The sequence below is a fragment of the Enterococcus sp. GPZ-007 genome (assembly GCF_059374735.1).
In genome coordinates this window covers 136,041-155,716 of record NZ_JCAFYN010000003.1, presented here as the reverse complement: position 1 = coordinate 155,716, position 19,676 = coordinate 136,041, and the positions used below count along the sequence as shown (strand labels likewise).

Annotated in this window: 17 protein-coding genes and 1 other annotated feature; of the genes, 12 read left to right on the top strand and 5 right to left on the bottom strand. The window is 40.8% G+C overall.

Annotated elements, in window-relative coordinates:
* Positions 1-36 precede the first annotated feature (36 nt).
* Entirely contained in the window at positions 37-1,011 is a 975-nt protein-coding gene (locus AC4J95_RS03525) for an asparaginase (protein WP_494548618.1), read from the bottom strand.
* Between the two features lie 89 nt (positions 1,012-1,100).
* On the opposite strand from AC4J95_RS03525, the gene AC4J95_RS03520 reads away from it, so the two are divergent.
* From AC4J95_RS03520 to AC4J95_RS03510, 3 genes are read left to right on the top strand one after another with little or no spacing between them, the layout of a single operon-like run.
* Entirely contained in the window at positions 1,101-1,931 is an 831-nt protein-coding gene (locus tag AC4J95_RS03520) for a DUF72 domain-containing protein (RefSeq protein ID WP_494548617.1), read from the top strand.
* Positions 1,932-1,944: 13 nt separating this feature from the next.
* Entirely contained in the window at positions 1,945-2,781 is an 837-nt protein-coding gene (locus AC4J95_RS03515) for a Cof-type HAD-IIB family hydrolase (protein WP_494548616.1), read from the top strand.
* A 14-nt stretch (positions 2,782-2,795) separates the two neighbouring features.
* Positions 2,796-3,308: a pyrophosphohydrolase domain-containing protein gene (locus AC4J95_RS03510; protein WP_494548615.1), complete on the top strand. Its 513-nt coding sequence runs from the start codon at positions 2,796-2,798 to the stop codon at positions 3,306-3,308.
* 26 nt (positions 3,309-3,334) lie between these two features.
* Here the strand turns inward: AC4J95_RS03510 and AC4J95_RS03505 are convergent, their stop codons facing one another.
* Positions 3,335-4,687, bottom strand: a complete 1,353-nt coding sequence (locus tag AC4J95_RS03505; protein WP_316404651.1) for an aspartate kinase — start codon at positions 4,685-4,687, stop codon at positions 3,335-3,337.
* 316 nt (positions 4,688-5,003) lie between these two features.
* On the opposite strand from AC4J95_RS03505, the gene AC4J95_RS03500 reads away from it, so the two are divergent.
* The 9 genes from AC4J95_RS03500 (at position 5,004) to AC4J95_RS03460 (ending at position 16,737) form a co-directional block, all read left to right on the top strand.
* Positions 5,004-6,725 carry a septation ring formation regulator EzrA gene (locus AC4J95_RS03500; protein ID WP_494548614.1) on the top strand — a complete coding sequence of 574 codons (1,722 nt, stop codon included), beginning with the start codon at positions 5,004-5,006 and terminating at the stop codon, positions 6,723-6,725.
* A gap of 271 nt (positions 6,726-6,996) precedes the next feature.
* On the top strand, positions 6,997-8,139 hold the full coding sequence (locus tag AC4J95_RS03495; protein WP_316404649.1) for a cysteine desulfurase family protein: 1,143 nt from the start codon (positions 6,997-6,999) through the stop codon (positions 8,137-8,139).
* A gap of 12 nt (positions 8,140-8,151) precedes the next feature.
* The gene (gene thiI / locus AC4J95_RS03490) at positions 8,152-9,360 is read left to right on the top strand and encodes a tRNA uracil 4-sulfurtransferase ThiI (RefSeq protein WP_494548613.1); all 1,209 of its coding nucleotides are present in this window, start codon (positions 8,152-8,154) and stop codon (positions 9,358-9,360) included.
* 361 nt (positions 9,361-9,721) lie between these two features.
* On the top strand, positions 9,722-10,357 hold the full coding sequence (locus AC4J95_RS03485) for a redox-sensing transcriptional repressor Rex (protein WP_494548612.1): 636 nt from the start codon (positions 9,722-9,724) through the stop codon (positions 10,355-10,357).
* A 33-nt stretch (positions 10,358-10,390) separates the two neighbouring features.
* Positions 10,391-10,601: a binding site (T-box leader), on the top strand.
* A 244-nt stretch (positions 10,602-10,845) separates the two neighbouring features.
* Complete coding sequence (locus AC4J95_RS03480; protein WP_494548611.1) at positions 10,846-13,485, top strand: valine--tRNA ligase; 2,640 nt, start codon at positions 10,846-10,848, stop codon at positions 13,483-13,485.
* Between the two features lie 180 nt (positions 13,486-13,665).
* Positions 13,666-14,994, top strand: coding sequence for a bifunctional folylpolyglutamate synthase/dihydrofolate synthase (locus AC4J95_RS03475; RefSeq protein ID WP_494548610.1), 1,329 nt, complete (start codon positions 13,666-13,668; stop codon positions 14,992-14,994).
* Positions 14,981-15,640, top strand: coding sequence for an HAD family hydrolase (locus AC4J95_RS03470; protein ID WP_494548609.1), 660 nt, complete (start codon positions 14,981-14,983; stop codon positions 15,638-15,640). The genes AC4J95_RS03475 and AC4J95_RS03470 overlap by 14 nt, the downstream gene beginning before the upstream one ends.
* 51 nt (positions 15,641-15,691) lie before the next feature.
* A complete protein-coding gene (gene radC, locus AC4J95_RS03465; protein ID WP_494548608.1) occupies positions 15,692-16,381 on the top strand; it encodes a RadC family protein in 690 nt (229 codons plus the stop codon).
* A 155-nt stretch (positions 16,382-16,536) separates the two neighbouring features.
* Positions 16,537-16,737 (top strand): cold-shock protein, encoded by a 201-nt coding sequence (locus tag AC4J95_RS03460; RefSeq protein ID WP_010781607.1) that lies wholly within the window; start codon positions 16,537-16,539, stop codon positions 16,735-16,737.
* Positions 16,738-16,814: 77 nt separating this feature from the next.
* On the opposite strand, the gene AC4J95_RS03455 is transcribed toward AC4J95_RS03460, so the two are convergent.
* The 3 genes from AC4J95_RS03455 to AC4J95_RS03445 form a co-directional block, all read right to left on the bottom strand.
* Positions 16,815-17,318 (bottom strand): TetR/AcrR family transcriptional regulator, encoded by a 504-nt coding sequence (locus AC4J95_RS03455; RefSeq protein ID WP_316404639.1) that lies wholly within the window; start codon positions 17,316-17,318, stop codon positions 16,815-16,817.
* A gap of 240 nt (positions 17,319-17,558) precedes the next feature.
* Positions 17,559-19,235, bottom strand: coding sequence for a ribonuclease J1 (rnjA, locus tag AC4J95_RS03450; protein WP_494548607.1), 1,677 nt, complete (start codon positions 19,233-19,235; stop codon positions 17,559-17,561).
* Position 19,236: 1 nt separating this feature from the next.
* Positions 19,237-19,449 (bottom strand): DNA-directed RNA polymerase subunit epsilon, encoded by a 213-nt coding sequence (locus AC4J95_RS03445; protein ID WP_010746765.1) that lies wholly within the window; start codon positions 19,447-19,449, stop codon positions 19,237-19,239.
* Between the last annotated feature and the right edge of the window lie 227 nt (positions 19,450-19,676).

The window sequence follows — 19,676 nt, the reverse complement described above, 5'->3', positions numbered from 1 at the left end:
TTTTTTTGCTTGAATTCAACTCCTGTACACAGAGTTTTATTCTTCCATAAATTGTTTCAATTCTTCTTTTGAAAGCTGAGCGTTCAATGCAATCAACAATTTTAAGCGCGCTTTTTGACTATTGATCCCATTACAAAAGATTACACCATGTTGGGCCAATTCGACTCCGCCGCCGTGATAATCGTACACTGGTTCAGCGATCCCGTTGAAACAACGGGAAACCAATACGATGGGCAGCCCCTTTTCCAATAAATAATAAACTGGCGGCAACGTTTGCGGAGGCATATTTCCGGCTCCCAAGGCTTCGACTACTAGACCATCGACAGTGATACCTTGATCAAGTATTTCAAAAAAATCTCCCTGCATACCAGCAAATACCTTAACGATTGGGATCATGGCATCGAAGCTGTCGATATCATAACGAGTTGTTTTAGGCAGCTCTTGTTTGAAAAGAATCTTTGATTTGGTTACTAAACCGATTGGTCCTAATGTGGGCGTTCTAAAGGTTGCCACATTGGTTGTGTGTGTTTTGGTCACATAACGAGCACTGTGGACTTCATCGTTCATAACGACGAGTACACCTTTGCCAACAGCATTTTCAGATGCGGCTACTCGGATGGCACATTCAAAGTTGTAGAGGCCGTCACTGCCTAGTTCATTGATGGAACGCATTGCTCCCGTCAAAATAATCGGCATTAAATCGCCAATCGTAATTTCTAGAAAATATGCTGTTTCCTCTAAAGTATCGGTTCCATGAGTGATGACGACACTGTCCAAGCCTTCTTGTTTTGCTGCTTTGATCCGCTCCTTTAGCTGGAACATTGTTTCAACAGTAATGTGAGGAGAGGGCAGGTTTGAAAAATCTTCCACGATTAATTCAATATCAGCGGGCAAACGTAATTCTTGTCCGGCCGCTAGTAATGGATTTTTTTCATCCGGTCGCACCGCACCGTCGGCATCTTGACTCATTGAGATCGTTCCGCCTGTATGTAAAATCAGAATCCGTTTCATCTTCATTACTCCATTCGTTATTAGCGCATTATCGCTAATTTTTTGCTATGCTTATTGTATACTATGAAGCAGGAGGAGGCTAGGATACTATGATTCGAATTGGATTAACTTCTTTTAATGAACACAGCAGTTTGACTGGTAAAAAGATCTCTTCTCTATATGAGTATGCTGGTTATTTACCGCTGGTAGAATTAGATACGAACTATTACGGTATTACTAGGAAAAGTTCTGTTGAAAACTGGCTGTCACAAGTTCCAGAGGATTTTCGTTTTGTGGTGAAGCTATACGGTGGATTCACAGGTCAAGCCAAATGGCAGGATAGCTATTCCTCAATAGCGGAGATGCAGAAGCATTTTTTGGAAACTATGCAACCGATGATTGAAAGTAAAAAGTTATTTTGCTTTTTAGCGCAATTTCCGGCACAATTTAAGTGTACGAAAGAAAACGTTGCTTATTTAGAAACACTGCGGGAATTGTTTGATGATTTGCCGCTGGCGATCGAGTTGCGAGATTATAGCTGGTATGCTAAAGAATTTGTCAAAAAAACTAAGCAACTAATGAAATCTTTGAATTTCAGTTTAGTAATGGTAGATGAACCACAATTGCCAGATACAGTGCCATTAGATACCACAGTGACGAATAAGAATTTCAGCCTTTTTCGTTTTCATGGAAGGAATCAGGCTTATTGGAATGACCGAACAGGCGACTGGCGTAAGAAACGAACACTGTATCGTTACAATGAAGCTGAGTTGAAGATATTAGGTGAAAAAATCCAGCGAGTTGCAAAAGAAACTTCGGAGGTCGGTGTCATTTTTAACAATAATTCCGGTGGGGATGCCGCGGATAACGCGATGCAGTTGAAAAATATTTTAGCGTTAGACTATGAAGGATTAAATCCAAGTCAAATGGATCTATTTTAAATGAGGGAGACACATGATAAAAGCCATTTTTTTTGATATTGATGGAACCTTGATTACAGGTGATTCAAAAATATTAGATAGTACACGTGAAGCGATTCGTTTAGCCCAAAAGCAGGGGATTTTTTGCGGTGTTGCAACAGGGCGAGGTCCGGTGAAAATTGAAGAACGAATCGAACAAGTACCTCTGGATGTCTTTGTTATGTACAATGGGCAGATGGTGTACACAAAGGAAAAGGATATTTATCTGCGTCCTTTTTCAGCTGAGACATTGCAGCGAATCGTTAATTTTGCGGATGATGAGCATCGCCAGATTATTTTTGGCGGACGGCAACGAGTTGATGGCAGCCATTTGATGAAATGGTCGCAAAATTCTTTGCTGAAAAAAATAGCTGGCTGGATGCCTAAGTGGTTTCCTGTTAGACCGACACGAAGATTATTGCAGTCTTTTAGTCCAAATCGACAAAAAGGACGATATAAAAAGCTATCGATTTTACAGGAACCTATCTATCAATGTGTTCTTTTTAGTGCGGAAAACGAAGCCCAACGCTTACAGGAATTATTGCCGGACTGTTCCTTCCAGCGTTCCAACCCGTATTCCGTTGATATTGTTCCTAAGAACGGCTCGAAGTATCACGGAATTCTGGAATTTACTAAAGCTGCCGGAATCGCTCCAGAAGAGGTAATAGCCTTTGGGGATCATTACAATGACATTGAGATGATTCAGAAAGTCGGGATCGGAGTGGCAATGGGGAATGGGTTGCCTGAGGTCAAAGCACAGGCTGATTATGTGACCGCAACGAATGAAAAAGACGGCATTTACCAAGCATTAAAGCATTTTGAGATTATTTAATGGAGGGAATGACAATGAATGAACCTTACCAAATGGCACGCGAATTTCATGAGACGTTTTCACCGAACCCACCAGAGCAGCCAACAGCATTTTCCAAGGAACGCGGAAGTTTTCGAGCGGGTTTTAAAGCTGAAGAAATTGTGGAATTCTTATATGGAGTAGCTGAAGGTGATGAAGCGGAGTTTAATGATTTAGTGGAAAAACTCCACGAAAGCGTGGATCAGGCGAAGAAAAAAGTTTTAGCAAAAGGTGAAGAAATAGCTGATCCGCTGATTACAGAAGTCGATGCATTGACGGATTTGCTCTATTTTACTTATGGATCATTTGCGCTGATCGGTGTTGACCCTCAACCGATTTTTGAGATTGTTCATCGCGCAAATATGGGTAAGCTGTTTCCAGATGGCAAGCCCCGGTACCATCCTGTAACAAATAAGGTGATGAAGCCGGAAGACTGGCAAGACAAGTATGCTCCCGAGCCTTTAATCAAAGACGAAATAGATAAACAAAAAGGAAAAGCCGCAGAGTAACGGCTTTTCCTTTTTAATACAATGTTTTAATCGAAAAAGGTGTAATACAGTGATCGTACAGCCAAACGTTCTTGTTCGCTGCGGATTGCGAAGATGATACTACGTTCATCTGCTCCTTGAGAGATCATTCGCAGGTTGACATTTTTGCGGGCTAGGGCTGCGGTACTGTCAGAAGTAGTGCCAGGTCTTTCACGCATTCCCTCACCTACGAGTGCGACCACTGAAAGACCATGCTCGATTGACAATTGGTCAGGCTTGATCTTTTCTTCGATTTGTTTCATTAATTCTGCCTCGATATCCCGAGTCAATTGACGTTCACGTAAAATAATTGAGATATCATCGATTCCTGACGGCATATGTTCAAAACATATATTTAAATCCTCCAGTATTTGCAGAATCCGCCGAACGATCCCAACTTCTCGGTTCAACAGGTATTTGCCAACAGTTATTCCACAGAAGCCGCCGTCGCTGGCAACGCCTACGACTTCATTACGGTTTTCATTATCAAATGATTTTTTGATCAATGTCCCTTGGCAGTCCGGATTATTCGTATTTTTAATGATTACTGGTATCTGCGCCTTGAAGGCTGGCATCAGCGCTTCATCATGAAAGACAGTAAAACCGGCATAAGTCAATTCACGAATCTCACGATAGGTCGCGTATTCGATCAGTTCAGGATCGTGAATATATTTAGGACTGGCTGCGAAAATACCGTCCACATCCGTAAAGTTTTCGTACATATCGACCTGTAGCCCAGCTGCTACGATTGAACCGGTAATGTCTGAGCCACCTCGAGAAAAGGTACAAAGATGTCCATCAGTTGTATAGCCGAAGAACCCAGGGATAATTAATATTTCATCAGAATCGCGCCATTTATAGATCTTCTCATAGGATTCCTCTAAGATCCGGGCGTTTTGTGGTTCATTAGAAACAGTGATGCCGAGCTCTTTTGGATTGATGTAGCGGGCGTTTGTCCCGCTCTTGCAGAAACATGCAGCAACTAATTGCGCGTTCAAGTTTTCTCCGCTTGCTAAAAAGCTGTCTAAGGCATATGGATCCGCTTCATCATAATTTTCTTGAAGCTGCCGTAATTCAGCACTAAAGTTTTTTTCAATATTGTCATCGACCTGAAACTCTGCCGCAATCTCAGTATAACGAGCCACGATTTCACGGATCAATTCGTCAGTTTCATGTTTGTAGACAACAGCATTATAAAATTGAATCAATAAGTCGGTGACTTTTTTGTCTTTATTGGTTCGCTTTCCTGGAGCAGAAACCACCACGAAACGACGATCAGGGTCGTCAGTAACGATCGATAAGACTTTTTTTAGTTGTTCAGCCGAAGCTACCGAGCTTCCGCCAAATTTGATCACTTTCACTTTAATCACCTCTTATTTTAATGTGGCTTTAATATTATCTGAAAAGTCGTGCAATTTCAAGGGGATTCGGCGCATTCCCGAATAGAAAATTTAATAAAATTACAATTTTCTTAAATTTATAGTAATTGAAGCGGTCTCTAAAAAATGCTAGTATGAGGAGTGACTGTGCGGTAAACATTTCGTAGCGATTTGGAAACTAGCTAGTGAAGAGGAAAGTCTTTTGTGTTATAATCTACGTTAGATGTTTTCGCCAAAAAACAGATAATAGTGAACCATTAAATAAACTGAATCTTGATAGTTGAAAGGAAAATCATACATGGGAAGTAATGTAATCATAGGGATCGTTATCGGCTTAGTCATTTTGGCTGCCGTTTTATACTTGATTGGTTATCTGATGAAGAAAAAAAATCAAGAACGCTTAAAAGAACTTGATAAAAGGAAAGAAGCGTTATTCGATCTTCCTGTCGTGGAAGAAGTCGATGAAGTGAAAAAAATGCACCTTGTCGGCCAAAGTCAGAATACTTTCCGTGAATGGAACCAAAAATGGACAGATGTCTCGACGAAATCTTTCGCTGAATTGGAAAGCCAAATTTTTGAAGTTGAGAGTCAAAATGAAACCTTCCGTTTTATGAAAGGCAAATCAGCGATCGAAAGTGCTGAGCGCACGATGAGTGAGATGGAAGAAGAAGTTGAAGGTATTCGTGTCGGATTGAAGGAATTACGTGAGACAGAAGAACGCAACTCATTAGCCGTCCAACAGGCCTTAGATGTTTTTGAGGAATTGAAAAAGGATCTTAAGGAAAAGAAAGACAGCTTTGGACCTGCTTTGCCAGAGATTCAAAAACAAGTTAAAAATGTCGAAATCGAATTTACTCAATTTGTAACCTTGAATACTTCAGGTGATCCAATCGAAGCACGTGAAGTATTAGATGATGCAGAAAAGCATACTTACGAAGTGCAAGAAACAATGCAAAAAGTTCCTGAGATTTATGAAGATTTAGAAAAAACCTTCCCAAGCCAAATCGAAGAATTAGAGAAGACTTACAAGAAAATGATGGTAGACAATTTTGTTTTACCAGAAGATGATTTTGAAGAACGCTTAGATAAAGTTAAAAAACATGTTGAGCGTTCCCTAGAGGATCTAGAGAAAATCGAGCTTGGAACAGTTGAAACTGCCAACAAAGAAACGGCTGAGTTGATTGATGATTTGTATGCAGTATTAGAAAAAGAGTTTGAAGCGAAAAAATATGTTTTGACGAATCGCAAGACGATTGGAGAATATATCACCCATGCTTCTCACAACAACCATCAATTGATGGTTGAACTGGATCACACTTCTCAAAGCTACGCACTAAACAACAATGAATTAGGTCGTGCTCGCGGGTTCCAAACGGAGATCGAAGAGTTAGAACGTCGCAACCGCAACATGGAACCACAGATCGACAAACACGAACTCGCTTTTTCGGAAGTTCAAGTCTTTTACAAAGACGCATTTAAAGTATTAGACGATATTGAAACAAAACAAGTAGAGATCGATAATGACTTGCATGATTTACGCAAAGGTGAAAAAGAAGCCTCTGAAAAAATCGAGAAATATGAATTCCGTTTACGTAACTTGAAACGCTATGTAGAGCAGCAACGTTTACCTGGTTTGCCAGGTGATTACTTAGAGTTCTTCTTTGTGGCAACGGATCGTGTGGAAGAGTTAAGCAAATCATTGAATAAGATCCGTATCAACATGCAGGATATCAATAAATTAGTCAGCCTTTGTGATGAAGACATGGAGATGTTGGATCAAAAGACTTATGATTTAGTCGATGCGGCAGCATTAACAGAACAAATGATGCAATATGCGAATCGTTATCGTCATACCCATCCTGAGATTAAGACTGCGATCGAAAACAGTTTAGAATTGTTCAATAAAGAATATCGTTACCAAGATGCATTGGATGAAATCGGTACGGCTTTAGAGCGAGTTGAGCCAGGGGCGTTCAAACGAATCGAAGATTTCTATTTTAATAACCGAGATTTAGTATAAGTCGAGCGATATGCTCGGCTTTTTCTTTTGCTAGTTGCTGTAATTGTAGTTTATGTGAGTGTGAGCGCACTCTATTTTTTTGAGATATTGGAAACAAGCTAATGGCGAAATGATATACACTACGAAGAGCCATTCTCCTAAATGAGTTCATAGAAAGTAGCTAGTTATTATTAGTGATAGTTTATGAAACTCTTCTTATTTGTAAGGATTACTTGAAGTGTAATAGCATTCTCGCTATAATAGGAAAGAATTTTTGAAGGAAGGTCAGAGAATGATTTATTTTGATAACAGTGCGACGACGGCAATTTATCCATCAGCACTTGATACATATGTAAAAACCAGTCAACGCATCATGGGTAATCCCTCAAGCTTGCATGACTTAGGAACACAAGCAAACCGCTTGTTACAGCAGGCGCGGAAGCAAATTGCAGAATTATTGGATGTGCAAGCCGATGAAATCTTTTTTACCAGCGGTGGTACAGAAGGCGATAACTGGGTGATAAAAGGTACAGCCATTGCAAAGCGGGAGTATGGAAACCATATCATCATTTCTAGTGTAGAACATCCAGCAGTCAGTCGCACGGCAGCCCAGTTGAAAGAACTTGGTTTTGAAGTTAGCGTTGCGCCCGTCGACAGTAACGGCTTTGTCCAAGTCGATAAATTGGCCGAGTTGATTCGTCCTGAAACGATCTTGGTTTCTGTTATGGGAGTCAATAATGAGATGGGAGCAATCCAACCGATCGAAGCTATCGGTGAAGTTTTGGAAAACTATCCAACCATTCACTTTCACGTAGATGCTGTACAGGCGATTGGAAAAGTGGAACAAGCAAAATGGTTAACGCCTCGAGTCGATTTTGCGACGTTTTCCGCTCATAAGTTCCATGGGCCGCGCGGCGTCGGCTTTATCTATTGGAAAGCTGGCAAAAAGTTGGCACCACTATTAACTGGCGGCGGACAGGAAAACGGACAACGGGCAACAACCGAAAATCTTCCAGCGATCGTTGCTATGAGTCGGGCGTTGCGGCTGCACATCGAGAAAAAAGCCGAACGCCCAAACCATACGGCAGTCATTCGCCAATATTTAAAGGAAGCTTTAGCGACCTATGATAAAGTAACAATCTTCTCTGGTGACGAAAACTTTGCCCCTCATATTTTAACTTTTGGGATCAAAGGAATACGGGGAGAAGTATTAGTTCACGCTTTAGAGGAAAAACAGATTTTCGTCTCAACTACGAGTGCTTGTTCTAGTCGAAAAAAAGTGGACAGTTCAACGCTGCACTCGATGAATGTACCTCATGAAATCGCGACAACAGCTGTGCGTGTCAGCTTAGATGAAGCGAATACGATGGCAGAGGCAGAGCAATTTATGGTGGTATTCAATCATCTTTACGAAAGATTTTCGAAAATTAACTAAAGGAGAATGATCGTGCAATATACAGAAATTATGGTGCGTTACGGTGAACTATCAACGAAAGGCAAAAATCGTCGTAGCTTTATCATGCGTTTGGCACAAAATGTACGTGGGGCATTGGCGGAGTTTCCTAATCTAAAGATTCAAGCCGATCGTGACCGGATGCATATTTTACTAAATGGCGAAGATAGCCGCTTAGTATTACCGAAACTAGAAAAAGTTTTTGGTATTCAGACTTTCTCACCTAGTATTCAAGTTGAGAAAAATTTGGACGCTTTAAAACAAATGACGCAGCAAATCATGAAAGAAATTTATACAGGAAAAGAAACGTTTAAAATCACGGCAAAACGCAGTGACCATAACTTTGAGTTAGACAGTCATGGGATTCAACAATTTTTAGGCGATGCAGTAATGGATGTTTGTCCAGAAATCCAAGCACAAATGAAACGCCCAGATATCAATCTGCGCATCGAAATTCGCCGTGATAGTGCTTATCTTTCTTATGAAACAATCAAAGGTGCTGGCGGACTGCCTGTTGGTACCAGCGGTCGAGGGATGCTGATGCTGTCTGGTGGGATCGATTCCCCAGTTGCTGGTTATTTAGCAATGAAGCGGGGCGTGGAGATCGAAGCGGTTCACTTTGCGAGCCCTCCTTATACTAGTGAACAAGCGTTACAAAAAGCGAAAGACCTAACAGAAAAATTGACACCCTATGTGGGTGGCATTCAATTTATCGAAGTACCTTTCACAGAGATTCAAGAGGAAATCAAAGCCCAAAGTCCGCAAGGCTATTGGATGACATTGACACGTCGGATGATGCTGCGTTTGACAGATGTGATTCGTGAAATGCGCCATGGGTTAGTGATCATCAATGGAGAGTCACTTGGACAAGTAGCATCACAAACCTTACATAGTATGGTAGCTATCAATGAGGTGACAACAACGCCGATCATTCGTCCAGTTGTAACGATGGATAAAACCGAAATTATCGAATTGGCCGAAAAAATCGATACCTTTGAGTTAGCAATTCAACCTTTTGAAGATTGCTGTACAATTTTTGCGCCACCTCAACCGAAGACGCGGCCAAAACTAGAAAAAGTTTTGGAACTAGAAGAGCGCTTCGACATTGAAGGATTGATGGCTCGTTGCTTAGCTGGATTGAAGATTGAAGAAATCACTCCTGCTAAGGCAGAAAAGAATACAGAATTTGCAGACTTTTTATAGAAATTTGAGCGAGAAAGGACACTTTCTTGCTCTTTTTTTACAAAAGATTGTTATTGCTTTTTTTACATGTTAGAATTGTTTATGTGAAGTATTTAACAAAGGGTCGGGGATTTTTCTTTTAATAGATATCTATACATTAAAACGAACAAGGATGCCAGTTCCCCTTCCTGCTTTAGCAGGTTAGAGGAATGGTATACGGCGCGAGAATCAATCTAATTTTTGAAAAAATTATTACATTAAAACGAACAAGGATGCCAGTTCCCCTTCCTACTTTAGCAGGTTAGAGGAATGATATATGGCGTGAGAATCAACCTAATTTTTGAAAAAAATTATTACATTAAAACGAACAAGGAGTACGATCATGGAACGGATCATTCAAAAGCCACAGTTATCGAAAGCAACAACTAAAAGATTATCTTTGTATTTGCGTTGTTTGAAAGGATTAGAAAAAAATGGGGTTACCCGTATTAAGTCTTCTGAATTGAGCAAAATGACACAAGTTGGATCTGCAACGATTCGCCGCGATTTCTCTCATTTTGGCGAACTGGGACGTAGCGGCTATGGCTATGACGTTAGTGACTTGATCAAGGTTTTTAGTGATATGCTGGAAACAAAGGAAGAAAAAAGGATCGCTTTAATTGGTTGCGGTAATTTAGGGCAAGCACTTTTGAACAACAACTTTCGCCGCAATGAAAATTTGAATATTGTTTGTGCTTTTGATAATGATCCCGAAAAGGTCGGCAAAGAACTTTGCGGCTATCATATCTATTCGATTGATGAAATAAATGATGTGTTAGCCAAAGAAAATATCACGGTTGCGATTTCAACTGTCCCGAGTCAAAATGCTCAAGAGGCGATTGATCAAGTGGTGGCTAACGGCATTACAGCTATTTTGAATTTTGCTCCAGACCCGCTGAAAGTACCAGAAAATGTCCATGTTCATTATATTGATCTGACCTCAGAATTGCAGACATTGATTTATTTTGATGGACAGTAGGACTTTACAAGTTTCCGACTTCATTGTAGAATGAGTCAGACGATGATCAAGAGGAGTACATGAGCAATAAAGTCTTAGAGAGAAGATGCACGGCTGAAACATTTTCACTATGACTCATGGAAGGTAGCTTGGGAGTTCTGCGATCTGAAGTAAGTAGGAGCGCACGGCGCATGACCGTTATACATGTTTGAGCGGCAGATTATTTCTGCAATTTAGGTGGTACCGCGTATTTTACGTCCTAGAACACAGTTGTGTTTTAGGGCTTTTTTGCGAGTCAGGCTTTTTGCAGTTTGTCATGCTTGAAACTTAATAATAGTTTTTTACAAATTAGTGTACAGCCAATTTAGCCTGATCGTATGCGATGACAATCAAGGTTATTTCTCGAAATTTTCGAAAAATAGTCTTTTGTGCAGGAATTTGCCCCGATTTGTTTCATCTAAAGAAAATTTGTATCGAAGTTTAATTCATTAATTTTAGGAGGAACCAATATGACTGAAAATTTACCAACAAAGTTCAATCCGCAAGAAGTTGAAGCGGGACGTTACCAAAAATGGCTAGATCAAGATTTATTCAAACCATCAGAGGATAAACAAGCTAAACCTTATTCGATTGTTATTCCGCCACCAAACGTAACTGGAAAACTACACTTAGGCCATGCATGGGATACAACGTTACAAGATATGATCATCCGTCAAAAACGGATGCAGGGCTTTGACACTTTATGGCTACCTGGGATGGACCACGCGGGTATCGCAACACAAGCAAAAGTTGAAGAAAAATTAAGAGAACAAGGTATTTCCCGTTATGATCTTGGTCGTGAAAAATTTGTCGATCAAGTTTGGGAATGGAAAGAAGAATACGCTGGACATATTCGTGAGCAATGGGCGAAGCTAGGCTTATCTCTTGATTATAGTCGTGAACGCTTCACGCTAGATGATGGGTTGTCAGATGCGGTACGTAAGGTTTTTGTATCATTGTACGAAAAAGACTTAATCTATCGTGGGGAATACATTATTAACTGGGATCCGCAAGCAAAAACGGCCCTATCTGATATTGAAGTGATCCATAAAGATTTAGAGGGTGCCTTTTATCATGTTTCTTACCCGTTAACTGACGGCAGCGGCGTGTTGGAAATTGCGACAACTCGTCCAGAAACCATGCTAGGGGATACTGCAATTGCTGTACATCCTGATGATGAGCGTTATCAAGATTTAGTCGGTAAAACAGTGATTTTACCATTAGTTGAAAAAGAGATTCCGATTATTGCGGATAGTTATGTAGAACGTGAATTTGGAACAGGTGCGGTAAAAATTACGCCGGCCCATGACCCGAATGACTTTGAGGTTGGTAATCGTCATAACTTACCGCGGGTCAATGTAATGAACGCAGATGGAAGTATGAATGAACTAGCCGGCAAATATGCAGGAATGGATCGTTTTGAAGCGCGTAAAGCGATCGTTGCCGATTTGAAAGAAATCGGTCGTCTGATCAAAGTTGAAAAAATGGTTCACAGCGTTGGGCATTCAGAACGTACTGGCGTTGTTGTAGAACCGCGTTTATCGACTCAATGGTTTGTTAAGATGGGGCCATTAGCTGATCAAGCAGTAAAAAATCAAGATACGGATAATGCGGTAGAATTCTTCCCGCCACGTTTCAACAACACATTTATGACCTGGATGGAAAATGTTCACGATTGGGTAATCTCTCGTCAATTATGGTGGGGCCATCGTATACCAGCTTGGTATCATAAAGAAACCGGCGAAATGTATGTCGGCATGGAAGCTCCTGCGGATAGCGAAAATTGGGAACAAGATCCAGATGTATTGGATACATGGTTCAGTTCGGCGTTGTGGCCATTTTCTACAATGGGCTGGCCGGATGAAGACAGCGAAGACTACAAACGCTATTTCCCAACCAGCACGTTAGTTACTGGTTACGATATTATCTTCTTCTGGGTTAGCCGGATGATCTTCCAAAGCTTGGAATTTACAGATGAACGTCCATTTAAAAATGTTTTGATTCACGGTTTGATTCGTGACGAGCAAGGTCGCAAGATGAGTAAATCATTAGGCAACGGGATTGATCCTATGGATGTCATTGAAAAATACGGCGCCGACGCATTACGCTGGTTCTTATCAACCGGTTCTGCACCTGGTCAAGACGTGCGTTTCAGTTATGAAAAAATGGACGCTGCTTGGAACTTTATCAATAAAATTTGGAATGCCTCTCGTTTCGTAATCATGAATGTTGAAGGCTTTACAGCTGAGGATATTGACTTCTCTGGTGAGAAAACAGTGGCAGATCGTTGGATCTTGACTCGCTTAAATGAAACCATTGAAAAAGTGACGAACCTATTTGATCAATTCGAGTTTGGTGAAGCTGGGCGTCAATTGTACAACTTCATGTGGGACGACTTCTGTGACTGGTACATTGAAATGAGTAAAGAAATTCTTTATGGGGAAGACGAAGCGGCTCAACAAACGACAAAGAGTATCTTAGTTTATGTATTGGACCAAACCTTGCGCCTATTACATCCGATCATGCCATTTGTGACAGAAGAAATTTGGGCGAAGATTCCTCATACTGGCGAATCATTAGTTGTTGCAGATTATCCAGTGGTTCATCCAGAAAACAATGATGAAACAGCTGCAAAAGGAATGGAAGTTTTGAAAGAGCTGATTCGTTCGGTTCGGAATATTCGGGCTGAAGTAAATACGCCGCTTTCAAAACCGATCACTTTATTGATTAAAACGAATGATGCAAAAGTCGATGAATTCTTAATCGAAAACACCAGCTACATCGAACGCTTCTGTAATCCAGAAGAATTGGTGATTGCAAGCGACATTACAGCACCTGATTTGGCGATGTCTGCTGTATTGACTGGTGCAGAGATCTATCTGCCATTAGCTGGCTTGATCAACATTGAAGAAGAGATCAAACGTCTTGAAAAAGAATTAGCAAAATGGAACGGCGAAGTGAAACGCGTTCAAGGAAAATTAGCAAATGAACGCTTCGTAGCAAATGCACCTGAGAACGTAGTAGCTGAAGAACGGGCGAAAGAAAAAGATTATTTAGAAAAACAAGCGGCAGTCCAAGAACGGATCGAAAGCTTGCGGACAATCTCTTAAAATATTCAAACGAAATAATGGATGTGACTTTACCATGGTCGCGTCCATTTTTTTGACGAATCTGAAAAATGAGAGTAGTAATAGTTAAGAGTTTTTCGTTTTTTAAAAGATTTAGTCTCTGCTGCACAATCTTTCTTTGAGAAATTTTGCTATACTAGAGGCATGCAAAAAATGAGATAAATGAGGCGAATAATGTTGACGATAAAAGAAGCAGTCGCTTGGATCCATAGTCGGAAAAAATTTGGGTCACGCCCAGGTTTAGATCGTATCCAAGCTTTATTGAATAAAGTACAGAATCCTGAAAAAAAAGTTCCAGTAATCCATATTGCCGGAACAAATGGGAAAGGGTCGACGGTTGCCTATTTACGCAGTATCTTAATCGAAGCGGGTGTTACTGTTGGCAGTTTTACATCTCCTTACGTTGAAGAGTTCAACGAGCGAATCGCGATTGATGGAAAGCCGATCCCAGACAGTCAACTGATTCATTACGTAGAAAAATATCAGCCGATCGTTGATGAACTTGACCAAGACCCAGAAATCAGCGGCATCACAGAATTTGAGATTCTGACGGCGATCATGCTGGATTATTTTGCAACAGAGCAGGTCGACGTTGCGATCGTTGAAGTTGGTTTAGGTGGCTTGCTGGATTCAACCAATGTGGTCGAACCAATCTTGACTGCGATCACAACAATTGGCTACGATCATATGGATGTTTTAGGCGATACCTTAAATGAAATTGCACAGCAAAAGGCCGGAATTATAAAACAAAATACTCCTGTAGTTACAGGAAAAATTACCAAGGGACCACTAATCGAGATCGTTGAGAAAGCGGCTGCTGAAACAGCTAAAATCTACCGTTATGGCGAAGAGTATCAAGTAGATTATTTGCGCCCTGATGCAAATTGGGGTGAATTGTTCAGCTTTACGGATTCAGCAGGGAAGCTCTCTTCATTGAAGGTTCCGCTATTAGGCCGTCATCAGGTAGAAAATGCCGGAGTTGCGATTGAATTATATCATCTATACTGTGAGCAAAAGGGCTTGCCTTTTGAAGAAAAAACCATTCAGAAGGGATTAGCGAAAGCGCAATGGCCCGCTCGGATGGAAAAAATTAGCGAAGAACCATTGATCGTGATGGATGGAGCGCATAACGGGCACGCCATCAAACGCTTAGTAGAAAATATGAAACGTGAATTCCGCGACTATAATATAAAGATTCTTTTTTCCGCGTTGGAAACGAAGGATGTCGATCAGATGTTAGCGATGCTATCAGAAATTCCCAACGCGCACATTTACTTAACAACCTTTGAATATCCGAAGGCGCTGAATCTAAGTCGCTTTGATCATTTAGACAGTCGCTTTGAGGTTGTCTCTCTATGGCAATTTGGTTTAGGAGAGTTGTTGGAGGATATGGGCGCTGATGATTTACTATTAATTACGGGATCACTGTACTTCGTCTCTGAAGTACGTCAATTATTATTAACCTTAGGAGGTACGGATGAAAAAAGTTAAGGGAATCATTTTTGATATGGATGGCTTGTTGTTTGACACGGAATCAATTTATTGTGAAGCGAATTTAGTGGTAGCGGAGAAATACAATCTGCCTTTCACTAAAGAGATTTATGCGAAATACATTGGTATCTCAGATGAAGAGGTCTGGGCAGATCTGCATAAGATCTTTGCGGATCATGGTGAAGAGACGGTTCAAAAATTTATCGACGAGAGCTGGGGCATGGCTCACGACCGTTTCAAAACCGGCGAAGTCGACTTGAAACCGGGAGTTCATGAGCTGTTAGCGTATCTAGAGGATAATAATATTCCGCGGGTATTAGCCTCCAGCAATGTACGTCCTATGATTGAGATTTTATTAGAGCATGCGGGGATTCGTGACAAATTCTCTGATATTATTTCAGCTGAAGATGTAAAATTTGCGAAACCAGATCCAGAGATCTTTGTGATTGCAGCGGATCGTTTAGGAATTAATCCTGCGGATGGTTTAGTGTTAGAGGATTCAAAAAATGGGATTCTAGCCGCTGAAGGGGCAGGTGTTCCAGTAGTAATGGTACCAGATATTGTACCGCCGACAGCAGATTTGAAGGAAAAGACAGAAGCCGTTTTCACCTCTCTGCATGAAGTGATCAACTATTTAGAAGCATAAAAAAGCAACTCCTTTGCGTACTTTAGATAAAAGCAGCAAAGGAGTTTTTTTATGGAGAAAAGTTTGTTATTACAGGAGCTGCCTGAAAGCTCATGGCCACGGGAACGCTTACTAAGAGAAGGCGAAAAGCATTTATCAGATCAAGAATTATTGGCAATTATTTTGCGAAGTGGAACACGACAGCAAAATGTCATGGAGCTGGCCGGCAGCATCTTACGGGAATACCCGGCATTGTATGATTTAAAACACGCGACATTGCAGGAGCTTCAGCAATTTAAAGGAATCGGTGAGACTAGGGCGATTGAATTAAAGGCGATGATGGAATTCGGGTATCGGATCAATCGAGCTTTGCAGCCAAAGATGGGGAAAATCCAATCGAGTCTTTCATTGGGACAGCTTCTGATCACAGAATTGAAGGATTATCAACAGGAGCATTTAGTAGCCTTCTTCTTGAATACTAAAAATGAGATCATTTTGCAAAAAACAATCTTTATCGGATCATTGAACCAATCGATCGCACATCCACGTGAAATATTTCGGGAAGCGGTGCGGATCAGTGCAGCACGAGTGGTTCTAGGGCATAACCATCCTTCGGGAAATCCGACGCCTTCGCAAAATGATTTAGATTTTACTGAGCGTGTTCGGGAGTGCGGAGCGATGATGGGAATTGAGTTATTAGACCATATTATCGTCGGAGAAACCAAATATTTCAGTTTACGTGAAGAAAAGTACTTAAAGTAGCAATTGAAAACCCTTGCGCATAGAATAACTACAGTGGTAAACTATTATTGTAATTTTGTTTGAGTTGCGAGTTGGTATACATATGTTTTCCTTTTCGTAAGCTGGCAATGTTACACATACTTAATAAGTGCTTAGGCACGAGGAGGATTTTATTCATGGAAAACGGAACAGTAAAATGGTTTAACGCAGAAAAAGGTTTTGGCTTCATCACTCGTGAAGATGGCAGCGATGTATTCGTACACTTCTCAGCTATCCAAGGCGACGGCTTCAAAACATTAGAAGAAGGACAAGCAGTAACTTTCGATGTTGAAGAAAGCGATCGCGGACCTCAAGCAGCTAACGTGAATAAGCAATAATATGACAAAGCCTTAGAGAATTTTCTCTAAGGCTTTTTTAGTGGAATCAAAGTGTAGCAGTTTTTTTCCGCAGATGATCAGTCCGTCATTGATAATTGGAAAAAGCGATCTTCTTCCAAATTGTCGGTATGATTGGCATTATTAATAGCCAGAGCCGCTTTTCCGATGCAGTATTGCCAAAAGAAATCAAAAAGGAGCCCTTTGTTTTTTTCAGATTGAATCGCGGCAAAGCTTTCTCTCGTTACTTGCTTGACTAATTGGATCGTGTCAGAATCCTGAAGGAAAAAGCGATGAAACTCATCTGGATAATCCATCGCGTAATTTGTGATCGCCGTTGACAGTGCTTGCAGCGTTTTCGGTTCCTGATCCTCTAAAAAATCAGTGTATTTTACTAAGATCCGATTGGTCAAAACGGACTTCAGTTCAGCCAGATTGGTAAATTCACGATAGATCGGTTGAGTCGAGCAAGCGATGTGTTGTGCGATATTACGGGCATGAAATTTTTTGAAGCCTTCATTAATAATCAGCTGATAAGCGCCGTCGATGATGTGGCTTCGTTGAACGCGTTGTGTTCTTACCATAATTTATCTTCCTTTATTCTAGATTAAATAAATCATAAAATAACTAAAGTTAGTTATTATTTATTTCTAACTAACCTTCATTGTGCAAATAAACGGATTAATTGTCAATCGATTTTTTGAGAATTTCAGAAAAATAATATTTTTTTTTGCAAAAAAATCGCTAGTTATTTACATAAATCAAAAATAATAGGGATTTTATCCAAAAAAACATCTATCTGAGGAATCAGATAGATGTTTTGCTTAATTATCAGGTGTCATGATCATTGGTAAGATCATTGGATGACGTTCAGTTTGATCAAAAAGGAATGGCTGCAGTGCGGCGACCATTGCATTTTTTAGTTTTGCTTCCGTACAGCCTGCTTCATTCAAGGCTTCTCGCAATGCATGGAATAAAATCCGTTGGCCTTCATTGATCATTTCACCAGATTCACGCATATAGACAAATCCGCGAGATAAAATGTCTGGACCAGCTAGGATTTCTTTCTTCTCGATATCGACAGTCGCTACGGAAAGAACCAATCCTTCTTCGGAAAGAATTCGGCGATCACGTAAAACAACATTTCCGATATCACCGATACCGCTACCGTCGACATAGACGTCGCTGGCATTAAAATGACCAGCACGGCGCGCGCTATCAGCGGTTAAAGCAAGCATGTCGCCATTTTCCATAATGAAGCAATTTTCTTCAGGAACACCGGTATCTTGTGCCAAACCTGTATGGATCTTCAACATACGGAACTCCCCATGGATCGGAACAAAGTATTTCGGTTTCATCAAACGCAGCATTAACTTTTGTTCCTGTTGACTTCCGTGTCCAGAAGTGTGGATGTTATTGACTTTTCCATGGATCACTTCAGCGCCAGCTTCAGAAAGCAAGTTGATCAGATGATTAACACTGGTTGTATTTCCAGGGATCGGTGAACTTGAGAAGATCACGGTATCATCTGGCTGAATTTGAATCTGACGGTGGGTACCATTCGCGATCCGAGAAAGAGCGGCCATTGGTTCGCCCTGTGATCCGGTACATAAAATCATCAATTCGTTTGCAGGCAAATTGTTGATTTCATGAGCATCTACGAATGTTCCATCTGGAACGGTGATGTAGCCTAATTTTTGACCGTTGACGATCGCATTCTCCATGCTACGTCCAAATACTGCGATTTTCCGTCCAGTGGCAACAGCGGCTGAAGCAGCTTGCTGCAAACGAGAAATGTTGGATGCGAAGGTTGCGAAAATGATCCGTCCTTCAACTTTTTCAACAATCCGCAAGATCGATTGGCCAATCGTTTGCTCAGATTTAGTGAATGTCGGCACTTCCGCGTTGGTACTATCAGAAAGTAAACACAACACGCCTTCTTCGCCAAGTTTAGCCATCCGGTGCAAGTTCGCTGGCTGACCAACAGGAGTAAAGTCGAATTTGAAGTCGCCAGTTTCCACGATGTTGCCAGAAGGAGTTTTAACGACAACACCTAATGGATCGGGAATACTGTGAGTGGTGCGGAAAAAGCTAACGGATGTTTTACGGAAACGAATGACCGAGTCTTCATCGATCTCGTGCAGCTCTGCATCACGCAATAAACCGTGCTCATCTAATTTGTTTTTGATCAGGGCTAATGCTAAAGCTCCTGCATAAATTGGGATATTGGCTTGTTTCAGTAAATAAGGGACACCACCGATATGATCTTCGTGTCCGTGTGTGATGACTAATGCTTTGACTTTGTTGATATTTTGGACAACATAACTAAAATCGGGAATGACATAATCAATACCTAAAAGATCGTCTTCCGGAAATTTTATTCCGGCATCAATGATGATGATCTCATCTTGGAATTGAACCCCATACATATTTTTTCCGATTTCGCCCAATCCACCAATGGCAAAGACACCAGTTTCATTGTTTTTTAGCGAAAGTTTCATACTAGAACTCCATTAACTTGAAGTCGGCATTTTCTTTTTCATATTCTAAATGATTGCCTTCTAAAAGTTGGATGTATTCCACGTTATATGGGGTGTTCTCGCGTAATAGGTTGTGAACCATTTCTTCATTCTCTGCTTCCACATACAATGATTGTGTTTGCTCACGTTTTGGGTTCCGTTCTTTGGTTTCTTGATAATAAACTTTGTAAATCATGAATCTATCTCCTTTATTTGCTTTATAGCAATTTTTTCCACGACAAAATGAGGGGCTGCTGCCGCCTATTTTTTATACTCAACATCTTAGCCTGTGCGAAAGCGTTGAGAAGAAGCCTCGTCTTTGCTTCTTGCTTGAAAAAACAATTTCACCGTTCTTTGGGTTGTTCTTACAACAATTACCTGTAGTTTATCACAGAATAAATAAGAAGTATAGAAACTAGGAAG